8 protein-coding genes are annotated in these 12,996 nt (G+C 54.3%); 7 read left to right on the forward strand and 1 reads right to left on the reverse strand.

Translation table 11 applies throughout. The features are described from left to right. The first annotated feature begins 58 nt into the window (after positions 1 to 58). The 7 genes from G7G_RS0110945 to G7G_RS0110975 all read left to right on the forward strand — a co-directional run bounded on the left by G7G_RS0110945 (position 59) and on the right by G7G_RS0110975 (position 10,304). Positions 59 to 2,101 carry a dynamin family protein gene (locus tag G7G_RS0110945; RefSeq protein WP_010441401.1) on the forward strand — a complete coding sequence of 681 codons (2,043 nt, stop codon included), beginning with the start codon at positions 59 to 61 and terminating at the stop codon, positions 2,099 to 2,101. Further along, positions 2,098 to 3,387 carry a dynamin family protein gene (locus G7G_RS0110950; RefSeq protein WP_010441403.1) on the forward strand — a complete coding sequence of 430 codons (1,290 nt, stop codon included), beginning with the start codon at positions 2,098 to 2,100 and terminating at the stop codon, positions 3,385 to 3,387. Before G7G_RS0110945 ends, G7G_RS0110950 begins: the two co-directional genes overlap by 4 nt. Before the next feature lie 340 nt (positions 3,388 to 3,727). Beyond that, positions 3,728 to 5,923: a serine/threonine protein kinase gene (locus G7G_RS0110955; protein WP_010441405.1), complete on the forward strand. Its 2,196-nt coding sequence runs from the start codon at positions 3,728 to 3,730 to the stop codon at positions 5,921 to 5,923. A gap of 199 nt (positions 5,924 to 6,122) precedes the next feature. Continuing rightward, positions 6,123 to 7,088, forward strand: coding sequence for an FHA domain-containing protein (locus tag G7G_RS0110960; protein ID WP_010441407.1), 966 nt, complete (start codon positions 6,123 to 6,125; stop codon positions 7,086 to 7,088). Continuing rightward, entirely contained in the window at positions 7,088 to 7,867 is a 780-nt protein-coding gene (locus tag G7G_RS0110965; protein WP_010441409.1) for a PP2C family protein-serine/threonine phosphatase, read from the forward strand. The genes G7G_RS0110960 and G7G_RS0110965 overlap by 1 nt, the downstream gene beginning before the upstream one ends. Positions 7,868 to 7,890: 23 nt before the next feature. Next, complete coding sequence (locus G7G_RS0110970; RefSeq protein ID WP_010441411.1) at positions 7,891 to 9,153, forward strand: transporter substrate-binding domain-containing protein; 1,263 nt, start codon at positions 7,891 to 7,893, stop codon at positions 9,151 to 9,153. 44 nt (positions 9,154 to 9,197) lie between these two features. After that, entirely contained in the window at positions 9,198 to 10,304 is a 1,107-nt protein-coding gene (locus tag G7G_RS0110975) for a transporter substrate-binding domain-containing protein (RefSeq protein ID WP_010441413.1), read from the forward strand. A gap of 388 nt (positions 10,305 to 10,692) precedes the next feature. Here the strand turns inward: G7G_RS0110975 and G7G_RS0110985 are convergent, their stop codons facing one another. Then, the gene (locus tag G7G_RS0110985) at positions 10,693 to 12,906 is read right to left on the reverse strand and encodes an NADP-dependent isocitrate dehydrogenase (RefSeq protein WP_010441415.1); all 2,214 of its coding nucleotides are present in this window, start codon (positions 12,904 to 12,906) and stop codon (positions 10,693 to 10,695) included. Positions 12,907 to 12,996 lie beyond the last annotated feature (90 nt).

The raw sequence follows: 12,996 nt of genomic DNA on the forward strand, positions 1-12,996 counted from the left end.
CAAATAGTGTCCATTTTGCAAAGCTAGATGATAAATACGAGTTACCAGGGTAAATCTTATGAGTGAGTTAAACCGCCGCGAGCTTATTCGCATCGCAGAAGACATGAATGGGATGAGCAATGACGAAACACGTCATTTCATCTCACGCATTGTTGACGATCTGTCGAACCTCAAGCCTTCGATCGCTTTCGTAGGCCAGATCAAGGCTGGCAAGTCTCGCTTGATCAATGGTTTCACCGGGCAGGCGGAATATCTACCCTCAGACGTGAACCCTTGGACAACTGTGATCACCGACATGCATTTCGGCCATCCATCCGGCAGGAAATCGGGTGCCGAGTTTCACTTCTTCGACAATCGCCAATGGCAAGCTCTGATCGCTGAAGGCGAAGAGCTGCGCAATATGTTCCCGGACGAGGAAGACAGCTATAAACGCGAGATGATCGAAGAGCAGGTTGAGGCCATGAAAACCCGCGCCAAGCTGCGTCTTGGTGACAGCTACAAACACTTGTTGGGCCAGCATCACGATCTAGATGAACTAACATCAGACGATTTGGCACGATATGTTTGTGCTGGAGATGACCCAACGGATGAAGGGGAACATGACCCCGGTTCGGACCGAGGTCTTTATAGCGATATCACCCGCAAGGCCGAGGTCTATTTTGACATCGGTCATTTTCCGTATCCGGTAACCGTTACCGATACACCTGGTGTCAACGACCCGCTGCTAATCCGCGAGGAAATTTCGCGCCAATACCTCAAGGAATCAGATTTCTTTGTGGTGGTGCTTTCGGCGCATCAGGCGTTGTCGCGTGCGGATCTGAAATTGTTCCGTCTGATGCAAGCGCTAGAGCTTGGTCAGATTGTGGTTTTCATCAACCGTGTTGATGAATTGGGTGGCGGTGCTGAGGATGCCACGAAGGTGCGCGCTGATGTGTTGGACGGGCTTGAGAATGCTTTAGGTAATTCTGATATCGATGTCCTGATGGGCAGCGCCCAATGGGCGCATTACGCTCTGACCGGTGATGAAACCGGCATTGACCACGATCAGATACTCGCTTGGCTTCGGGCTCATCCTGAGCAGATGAAGCAATACCTGGATGGCGTCGAAGAGATTAAGCAAGGCCCCGGCCCTATCAGCCGCGAAGGCGTATTGCGTTTTGCCGCAATGATCGCGTCGGGCCTGCCCGATCTGCGCCGCCATGTGACCAAAGCTCTGACGGAAGGCCCACGTCAGGAACAACTCAATATGGCTTGGCAGCACCTCAACAGTTTTGCCCAGGGTGAGCTTGAGCGCAGCAACGCGAGGCTCCGTGCGATTGAAGAGCAGGACGGGCCTGATACGGCAGATGTTGAAGAAAATAACAAGACACTTACAGATCTGCGCGCGTTAATTGCAGAGAAATCCCAGGCGATCACCAACGATATGGATGACGTGCTGGCCAATCTGCGTGGCGTAATGGACGATACGGTTGCTGAGGCTGTTTCGATTGTCGTACGTGGTCCCGATGGCCAATCCCCTCTGTTGACCAAAGACGGTGATACCGAGTTGAATTTCACACCACTGCGCGAGCGGATGCGAGAGCTTGTTCAAGGCGCGACTCAGGTGGTGCGTCAACGCATGCTTAGTGAGCTCTATGCGATCGACATGCAAAGCAATGCTGCCCTGCGTGCCCTGCCTGGTTGGCAGGAGCCGGTGGACAATCGCATGAATACAAGCGCGGTGCGTTGGTTCAGACCAGACACCAGTGCATTGACGCGGGGTATTACGGTCGAACTGCGTGTGACATGGCTATCGCGACTGATTTCGCGCCGCAGCGTTCTGAACCGGGCGGAAAGAATGATCGTACAGGAATTCGAGATGATTGGTGACGATCTGGTGGATACCGCCAGAATCGATCTGATCGAACGCATGCAAACGGTGCTGGATCACTATTTGGCACTACTTGCCGGACATCTGGAACATCGCGCCGGAACCGACGATACAAATGCTCGTGCCGACGCTCAACGTGCGGTTGACCAGGCCCGCCGCATCAGCGATGAACTGGGTGCGGTACATGGAACCGCACCCGTGGACACTCGACAGGCAGAGGCCGCAGAATGATTGAATTCCCCGGAACCGAGAAGGAAGTTCGCCAGTTAGAGCGTTTCCTGACTGCTACTGGAAGCGCCCCTTCGTCGGTTGAGCTGGACGATATGCGTTCCCGCGCTTTGGCTCATGCCGAGCGGCTTTCGAACGCGGTGTCCATCGGTTTTGCCGGGGAATTTGGCGCCGGGAAGTCCAGCCTTGCCAATATGCTTGCAGGTGCTGACATTCTGCCCACCGGGCCGCAGCATCTGAAACTGCCGCTGGTTATCGTCGCTTACGCTGATACACCTGAAACCACCGTTGGTTGGTGGGACAAAGAACCCAAGGTCTACTCAGGGATTGCGCTGGAAAAAGCCGCAGCTGACGAACCTGATTTCATCTCGGTCGGGTTGAACACCCCTGCCCTACAAGAGATCTCGCTATTCGACCTGCCCGGTGCCGGTGCTTTGGATGATACATACAAGCAGACACTGGGATTGCTGGAGTATGTGGACTGCGCCATTTGGTGTACCAACGGAACCAACGCCTGGCGCGAAACTGAACGGCATTTGTGGGCGCAGGTGCCACAGAAGCTGCGCGATAACAGCTTGTTGGCCGTAACCCACGCCGACTTGCCTCCGGTTCGGGATTCTCTGGATCGGGTTGTTGCCCGACTGAATAAAGAAAAAGGTGATCTGTTCCGTGCGGTTGTGCCCATTGGCACGCCGGTTGCCGTGCGTGCAATGGAGCAGGAACCCGAGCCTGACTTTGATCTTTGGGAGACCTGTGGTGGCCAAAATTTGGCCGAACAGGTGTTAAGCGTTGCGACTGACCATCGACGCCATGATCTTGAAGCAGCTCAGAAGGACTTGGTCGAAGAATTTCTGCCTTATCTGGAAGAACTCATAGGGGTTGAAGAAGAACGTGACGCTAAGGCTGATGGCATTGCGGTCCAATCAAGCTTAGAAACCGCCCTGCCCCCTCTGGATAATCCAATTCTCGAAGATTGGCTTGCAGCCATCGCCAGTATCTACAACGACCTGCGTGAAAGCTCGGATATCGAGCCTGCGGCCTTTCTGCAAAGTTGTCAGGAAATTGTTGAGGATTTTGCCGAGAGGTTGGAATCCGGATCCGAAATCGACCCCGAGGCTGATTGGATTCCGGCTGAGTTCGAAAAGGCAACCGACCTGCTGTTGCTACTACAATTCGAGAGTGGCGATGCACCTCTCAAAGACGCGATCAGCATCCTTGCACAGCTTAGCGACAACCTTGCATGGGCCGGCAGCTCGGTCGCGTCTGCCCCTCCGAAAACCGGAACGTAGGTTTTTCCCGCAATAATTGAGCCGCAACGCAGCGATTCGAAAGGATCGGAATCACCGCGCTATTGTTTCGATTTCGTGGACCAAGCGCGGTTTTTGAAGATATAGAATCCGATTAGCTCACCTTAGGAATACACTATATTGTATGCAGAGCGTTAGGCGCTACTATATGTGCGATTTCTGAATTTTTGATCCTTAGTGAAGCCATCAGGTGGCCCAAATAAAGTCAAATTTGAAACGTCTAACCGTCTAAAGTGTCCTGCGGTTGTGTTTGGTTGTGAGTTCGCGGGCTAAAGCCCTGGTTATCTAAGCCGCAAAAAACGAGTAGAATGGGCGGGAAGAAATGAGCCACAACCAGGCTGTCGGCACAACGCACGACGAACCTCAGATCGAAGGATTGCAGCCAGGCGCGAAGCTGCTGCGCGGTCAGTATGAAATTCTCCGTTTTTTAAGCAACGGTGGATTTGGTATAACCTATCTCGCACGCGATAGTCTGGATCGCGATGTTGTCATCAAGGAATGCTATCCTGGCGCACTTTGTCAGCGGAATGGTGATCTGGTCGAAGCCGCCAATCCCGACCAAAAGGATGACCTCCGCGCCATTATCGATCTGTTTATTCAGGAAGCGCGCAACCACGCGCGGCTAGTCCACCCAAACATTGTCGACGTGCATCAGGTGTTTGAAGACAACAACACCGCCTATATTGCTATGGACCTGATCCGTGGCTGCGATTTGTTGGACTATGTCGAAAATCCTGACAACAAAAGCGGGCCTGATTTCATAGTTCAGGTCACCGAAAAGATGCTTTCTGCGGTGTCGTTCATTCACCAAAGCGGCATGTTGCATCGCGACATATCGCCGGACAATATCCTGATTGACGAAAACGGCGAGCCGGTCCTGATCGACTTTGGTGCAGCGCGCGAACAGGCGGCAAACAAATCGGCGGCCCTATTGACGTTGCGCGTGATCAAGGATGGGTATTCACCACACGAATTTTACGTGCGTGGGGCGGAACAAGGGCCCAGCAGTGATCTTTATGTGCTTGCTGCAACCCTGTATCACGCGATTGGTGGCGAGCGACCGATTGATGGTCAGACACGTCTGAACGCATTCAACAACGGACAAGACGACCCATACATCCCGCTAGCCGGACGTTTCAAAGGCTATCCCGATGGATTCCTTGAGGCGATTGATAAGGCGATGGAGGTTCACACCCCTGACCGCTTGCAAACCGCGTTAGACTGGTTGCGCATGTTCCGTGGTCCCGGGGTGATGTTCGACAGTTTCGCCTACCGCCCGGTCTCAGTCATTGTAGGCATGGATCGTAAAGACGAGCAGGCCGAAAAAGAACGGATCAAAGCGGAAAGCGAGAATGCCGAAGCTGTTGTGACTGCCTTGCTTGCAGGGAATTCTGATCTGGCGCTCGGCAATGAGGAAAAATCCGAAGACGATCTCGCAAAATTTGCACCCAAAGACGAAGCCGTCGCAGCAGTAGATACCGTTATCAAAAGCGGTTCAGGTGGCAGTGGCAAGGTAATCGCAGGTGCCGTTGTCGTCGCGGCGGCGTTGGCAGCCGGTGGGTACTTCATGTTGTCAAGTGATCAGCCGACACATGAGGCAACTCAGGTAACACCCGACTCAATCGAGGCAACGCCGGAGCCGATCGAGCAGGCCGCAGTTTCCCAGACCGAACCGCAACAGGTTGAAACTGTCTCGGTCACAGAGCCTGAGGTCGTAGCGGCAGACCCAGAAGATGCACAGGCAGAACCGGTTGTCGAAACAGAAACCAAACAGGAAGATCCTGTCGAGCAAACACAAGTGGCATCAGAGGTGCCCGCTGCAGTTGATGCGGAAACCGCTCCCTCAGATGAAGCCGAAGATGCAGCGGTACAGACAGCGCTAAACGATGAGACCACTTCAGAACCGGTGACTCTGGCGGAAAATCAAGTGGCCTTTGGGCATTGGGATATTGAAGTGCCCTTTGACATCTCCAAACGTCGCAGTGCGACAGGCAGTGTCATTGCGATCAATGATGTCGACGCGAACCTGAACACGGCTGTCATCGGCGACTGGGTGAAGCGTGGAACCACGATCTTTAGGCTCAACAGCGAGCCGATCCGCCCGGATGCAACTCTGGTTTCACAGGTTCTGGATAATTTCTCGGTCGATCCGGACGGGTATATCCGTGTTGCGGCGCGTTATCGTGAACTGGGTCAGACGCGTGCACAAAACGGGCTTTTGGCACTGCCTGCCCATCGTATGTTTGGATTGCAGAACGGATACACTTTTAAAGCCCATCATACAGGTGACGCGGGGTGGCAAACCGTTGTTGCCTCTGCCCCGGAAAACAGCGTGGGGGGCTTGCAAAAAGGTGATGTTGTTCTGCGTGAAGCGCAGACAGGTACGGCACTCGACCAGCCAGAAAGCCTTGATGACATTCTCGCTGTTCTTGCTTCCGACAATCAGCCCCAGGCGCGCTTGATCATACTGCGTAATGGCGGAGAAGGCACTGCGGTTATGCAGCTAACGCAGGAGTAATTGAACCGGTTTATGTGAAAATCGCCAGTGTGTGAACTGGGGGCGGCATCTCCATCGTCGCCCCGTCGGGAACCGGACCGTCGCGAAGTAAGAGTTTCCCTGTTTCTTATTCAATAGTGCCTCTGCCCTTTTAGGCAGCGGTTAGTAGCCATCCTGCGGGCTGATCCCCGCAACAGAAAACAAAGAAGGTGTCGTCACCATGTTTAAATACAAAAGCCCTCTTAGCCGGCTTCTCGAGGGTGCCGGCAAACCGAAAGAAGATGAAGCGGTGGAAGCAGACGTGGTACAGGATGAAAAGCCTGAGCCAATTGCCGACTTCAACGCACTGCGCGCTGCACTGGCTGGTGGCAACGTGAGTTCAGACAACTATGAAGAATCTGACGAATTAATTCCGGAGGAGCCTATGCCGGAGTTCGAAGAAGATCAGATCGTTGAAGAAATTGTGGAAGAAGAAGCGTCTGACTTGCAGGAAGCTGAAGACGAAGACGAGCAAATTGTGACGCTTCATCTCAGCACTGAGGATGAAGCCGAGGACGATAAGACACTCGCCGCCGTCGCGGAAATAGCGACTGCGGAGCCTGAGGAAGCCTTTGAAGCCCAAGCTGAGATAGAAGCAATTGCGGAGCCTGAGCCCGCACCCGAACCGGAGGCGGTCTCGGTTGTAGAAGTGACTGAACCTGAAGCGCCAGCCGCGCCTTCAGCAGACCGGCGTTCGCGCGTAAAGACCACTTTCCTGGGCTTTGAACGGGCAGACACGCATGTTCAGGACTTGATGGAAACAGCCGAACCTGTCGCAAAAGCCGAGGCCGTGCAACAAACTTTCCCTGTCGGATGGTTGGTTGTAACCGCCGGTCCGGGCCGAGGTGCCGCAATCACATTGACCGAAGGGTTGATGCAGATTGGCCGGAACGATGATCAAGCTATTCAGTTGGATTTCGGAGATACCGGAATCTCGCGCAGCAACCATGCTGTTATCGCCTATGATCCTGAGGATCGGAAATGTTATCTGGGTCATGGCGGCAAGGCCAATCTGGTCCGTCTGAATGGCAAACCCGTGCTGAGCACCATTGCCCTGTCAAACGGAGACTCGATCCGCATCAGCGAGACATCGATCCGTTTCATGGCCTTCTGCGATGATGGCTTTGACTGGCGGGATGCCGATTAATGCTGGCGACCCCTGCATATGATATTGCCCTGATCCTGGACCAGGGTCAGCGCGACTCGCAGGAAGACGCGATTGCCGCACGGGTCTCTGATACGGCGGATGCAGGATATGTCGTCGTTGCCGATGGTATGGGTGGCCATGATGCGGGTGAAGTTGCCTCGCAGCTGATCATTTCTGCCTGGCGCGACGCGATGGATGCCCAGATGGATGAGCCTGACCTTGTTCAGAGCGCACTGCTCGACGCTCTGCCGATGGCCGCAATGCAGGCTAACGCCGCAATCGCCAGCCATGGCGAAGAGAACAAGGTCAACTTGGGCTCTACCCTTCTGGGCATGCTGATGTTGGAGCAGCGGATCTTTTGGATTTCGATCGGCGATAGCCCCTTGTATCTGTTTCGCGATGATACCCTGTCACAGATCAACGAGGACCACTCGATGGCCCCGATGATCGATGCGCAGATCGCGCAGGGTCTGCTCAGCGCAAAAGAGGCGCAGATGCATCCGGATCGCAACCAGCTGACCTCGGTCATCATGGGCGCTGCAATCCCGAAGGTTGATTGCCCGGAACAGCCTTTGGACCTGGTGCCGGCAGATATTCTGATCCTTGGCAGTGATGGACTGCAGTATCTCGATAACACCGAGATCGAGATTTTGCTGCGCACTCATAATCAATCTCCGGCCCGCGATATCGCCGACGCGCTTCTTCAGGCGCTAAAGGCCAAAGCAGACCCGGATCAGGACAACATTTCAATCGCCGTGGTTAAACCGGCACAGACATGAACTAGGCAGAGAAACAGGAAAAAATGAGAAACCATCTTATCATATCCGGCCTCGCTCTAGCAGCCGCAACAGGGACGGCTTCAGCGCAAGAGGCGTGTTCAACCTACGAGATCCAACGCGGCGATAGCCTACGGGAGCTGGCGATCGCGGTGTATGCGACCGAAGACTATCGGTCAATATACGATGCAAACCGCGATGTAATTGGCTCGAACCCAAATATCATTCGTGTTGGAGATATTTTGACATTTCCTTGTCTGGAGGATTTGGGGCGTGAAGCTCTGGTTCCTGATACCGAGGCTGGTCGTATAGCGGCGGAAATGGCGGCGGAATTAGTCAAAGCAGCGGAAGAGCGTGCCGAAAAAGCCATTGCCGCGGCAGAGGCACGCGTGGCTGCTGCTGAGGCAGAAGCGCAAAAAGCAAGCGAAGATGCGGTAGTTGCTGCAAAAGCGGCAGCTTTGGAAGAAATCGAAGCCGCTCGTGCCGAAGGTGCAGCGCTGATCCGAGACGCAAAAGGTGGCGAGCGCCCGGAAGTTCGTGACCGTCAGATCTTGATGATCACAGGTGGCAACTATGCTCCGTTCACGGACGAGGCTTTACCAAATCGTGGGCTTTATACAAACCTCGTGGAAACAGCGATGCTGCGAGCCGCGCCCGAACAGCCGTATAAAATTCAGTTCGTGAATGACTGGTCTTCGCATCTCGATCTTCTGATGCCAACCCTCGCCTTTGATGCCACATTCCCTTGGTCGCGTCCAAATTGCGACGCAGCGGATGGTCTGTCTGAAAAGGACCGTACTCGGTGCGAAACCTATAACTTCTCGAACCCATTCTACGAAGTTGTAGATACCTTCTTTGCGAAGGGCGGGTCGGGTTACGAACAGACTTTGACCTATTCGGATTTCGCTGGCGCCACGATCTGTCGGCCAGAAGGCTGGTCGCTGTCACATATGGATGCGGTCGGTCTCTATGAGCCGGCAATCACCCTGATGCGGCCAGTATCGCCGGATGATTGTTTCCATGCAGTCATGGATGGCACCGCCGATATTGTCGCAATCGAAGCCCACTTGGCGGTCGAGGCAATTGGACGGCTCGGCTATGAGCATCAGATCATCGAAAACCCCAATCTGGCGGCAATCAAGTCGCTTAACGTCATGACCCACAAAGATAATCCAGATGGGGAAGCCGTCCTTGAGACGCTCAACCAGGGTCTGGCGATCATGCAGCAATCTGGCGAGTGGCGCGACATCGTATCAACCGCACTGCGCTATCAAATGGAAAATGGCTAAGGCCCCCGAAGGCCTGACAAAACAAAAGTCTGGAGGAAGTGGACATGTTTAACAAGAAACTGAAGAAAGCAGTACTGTCGGCAACAGCCCTCACCGCCCTGAGCGCAGGCGCAGCTGCCGCACAAGAGGCCTGCTCTAACTATACCGTTCAGGATGGTGACACACTGGCAACCATTGCCATCGCCGCCTATGGCACCTCGAACTATCAGCCGATATTCAACGCGAACCGCAACGCGATCACCAATCCAGGTTCGCTTGAAAATGGCTTGGTTCTGGCTTTGCCCTGTGAGGATGGCAGCCTGCCAAACGGCCAGAGCGCGCAAGAACTGATTGCTGCTGAAGAAAAGCGTGCAGCGAGTGTCAAACGCTCGAACGTCTATGCACCGCCGATCAAGATGGTCGCAGGCAACGGTTGGGAACCGTTCACAACAGAAGACCTGAGCGGCGGCGGCATCATGACCCGACTAGCTACAACAAGCCTCCAGCGTGCAGGCAACAGCCGCGACTTCTCGGTCAGCTTTGTAGATGACTGGAGTTCGCATCTGGACACACTGTTGCCATTGGGTGCGTTTGATATTTCGATCGCGTGGACTGTACCGGATTGTACCAACCGCTCTTATGAGTGGTCTGCAGAGACCGAAGCCCGCTGCACCCAATTTGTCGCTTCTGTTCCGGTGTATGACATCGTCGGCGGCTTCTTCACTTTGCCTGAAAGCGAGTACGCAAAGGCAACGGATTTCTCAGACCTTGAGGGATCAACCATTTGCCGTATGGCAGGCTGGAGCATGGTTGTACTGGAAGAACAAGGTCTGAACCGCGAGAATACAACGGTTGTTCAGCCCAATTCGGCCCGAGATTGCCTTGATGCGGTATTGACCGGAACCGCAGATGTGGCCGCGTTCGAGGTCGACCTGTTCGCATCGACAATGAAAGACATGGGTTTGACTTCGGCTGACATCGTTGAAAACCCGTATGTATCCACTCTGTCGTCGATGAGCTTCCTCGCACATCGCACCAACCCGTTCGCACGCGAATACATAGCGATGATGAACAAGGGTCTGATTGAGATGCGTGAATCCGGCGAATGGTATGCGATTATCTCGGACACGCTGCGCGAACAGAACGAAAAGCTTAACGCGGCATCCAACTAATCCCTCGGTCGATACGACCATTTTTGGGCCGGTCTTCTGACCGGCCTTTTTTTATCAGGTCATTACTGACGAAAGAGAGTAGTAGAGCGCAAGAACCACAAGGCGAAGAATCACGGCTCGAAAACAGTGTATTGGGCTTAAAACGCAGACATAATGCTAACAAAAAACACTTTTTGCTAATAAAAAGCAGCTTCCTACGGGAATCCCCCAATATTCAGTGCGAGTAATAAGCGTAGGATTAACTCAACTGCACCGGTGAGGCGATAGCCCCACCACTCACTCAGAAAAGGGCTGGCTATGGGGGTCGGCCCTTTTCTTATTCTGGAAACAAAAAACCGGCCCACAATGGGGCCGGTAGATTTTTTGGGCATCGGTACCTGAACCGCGCTTAGTCAATAAGCGCGTTCAACGTCGCACTTGGCCGCATCACGGCTGCCGCTTTGGCGGGATCGGTGTGATAATAGCCACCCAAATCCGCAGGAGCGCCTTGGGCCGCTGCCAGCTCTGCCAGAATCTGTTCTTCCTTGTATGCCAGCTCTTTTGCAAGCGGTCCAAACTCGGCGGCAAGATCAGCATCATCGGATTGCGCAGCCAGAGCATCGGCCCAGTAGCGGGCGAACCAATAGTGGCTATCGCGGTTGTCCGGTTGACCAACCTTACGACTGGGCGACTTGTTGTTGTCCAGAATACCCTGTGTCGCCGCTTCGGCAGCCGCACCCAACACGCCTGCTTTGGTGTTGCCCTTACTGTCTGCCAGGAAGTTCAGAGACTCTCCGAGTGCACAGAACTCACCCATGGAGTCCCAGCGCAAGTGGTTTTCTTCAACCAACTGCTGCACGTGCTTCGGAGCCGAACCGCCCGCGCCGGTCTCAAACAAACCACCGCCATTCATCAATTTAACAATCGACAGCATTTTGGCCGATGTGCCCAGTTCGAGGATCGGAAACAGATCGGTCAGGTAGTCCCGCAACACATTACCGGTGATGGCGATGCTGTCCTTGCCTGCCGTGATGGTCTCCAGCGACTGGCGGGTCGCTTCGCGCGGGGCCATGATGAGGAATTTGTCCGCCACACCCGCAGCCTCAAGCGCGGGTTTGACATATTTGATCAGCTCGGCGTCATGGGCACGGATGGCATCTAGCCAGAAGATCGCCTCGGAACCAGTCAGGCGCTGACGGTCCATCGCCAGTTGGATCCAGTTCTCGATCGGAGCTTTCTTGACGGTACAGGCGCGCCAGATGTCACCCTTTTCAACGGCATGCTCATGCAGCGTTTCGCCATTGGCCAGCACGATACGGATGGTTCCGTCAGCAGGCGCTTCGAACGTCGTCGGGTGCGATCCGTATTCCTCGGCCTTTTGCGCCATCAATCCAACGTTGGCGACGGCGCCAGCGGTGGCTGGATTCAGCGCACCATAGGTTTTAAAAAAGTTGATCGCCTCATCATACACCGGTGCATAGCAACGGTCAGGGATCACGCAGTTGGTATCGCCCTTTGCACCCGTTTCGTCCCAACCTTTGCCGCCTGCGCGGATCACGGCGGGCATCGATGCGTCAATGATCACATCTGACGGGACGTGCAGGTTGGTGATGCCGCGATCAGAGTCCACCATGTACATCGAGGGGCGATCTCCTTTGATCGCGTCGATTGCGGCGACGATTTCTGCGTTGCCCTGAACCCGTTCAAGCAGATCACCGAGCCCTGAGTTCGGATTTACGCCTAACGCATCCAATTCTGCGCCGAATTTCTCGAATACTGGCGCCAGCCAGGCTTTGACAGCATAACCAAAGATGATTGGGTCACTGACCTTCATCATTGTCGCCTTCATGTGCAGCGAGAACATGGTGCCGTCTTTCTTGGTGTCTTCGATGGCATCTGCAAGGAAGGAGGACAGAGCCTTGACCGACATAAAAGTTGCATCCGCCACGGTACCTTCAGCCAGCGGCCATCCGTCTTTCAGAACTGTTACCCCGCCGTCTTTACCGACGAATTCAATCTTTGCATCGCCAGCCTGGGTTGCCGTGATAGTTGCCGATTTCTCGTTGGCGTAAAAGTCGTTGCCTGACATCGACGAAACTTTGGTCTTGCTGTCAGCGCTCCATTCCCCCATCGAATGCGGGTTTTTCTGAGCATAATTCTTTACGGCACGTGCAGCACGGCGGTCGCTGTTGCCTTCCCGTAGCACAGGGTTCACAGCTGATCCTTTGATGGCGTCATACCGCGCGCGGATTGCCTTTTCTTCATCTGTCGAAGGCTCTTCAGGATAGTTTGGAATGTTGTAGCCCTGCGACTGCAGCTCTTCGATGGCAGCCACCAATTGCGGTACCGAGGCCGAGATGTTCGGCAGTTTGATCACATTTGCATCTGGAGTTTTCACCAACTCGCCCAATGCAGCTAGGTCATCAGTGATGCGTTGTTCGTCTGTCAGGTTCTCGGGGAAGGTCGCGATAATACGCCCGGCAAGCGAAATGTCTTTGGTGCCGACGCTGACACCAGCGGCTGATGCAAACTTGCGGATGATGGGCAGGAACGAGGCGCTCGCCAGTTCAGGCGCTTCGTCTACAATGGTATACAATACGTCGAAGTTCGATTTTTCTGCCATATTCCCTTACCTTTTTTAAGCCTTTCAGGGGCGTGCGATCCAAGAGTATGTGCCGCTGTAGTTTTGGCACCGAGCCGTAACGGGACACGA

This window comes from Ruegeria conchae, from assembly GCF_000192475.1.
Classification (GTDB): domain Bacteria; phylum Pseudomonadota; class Alphaproteobacteria; order Rhodobacterales; family Rhodobacteraceae; genus Ruegeria; species Ruegeria conchae.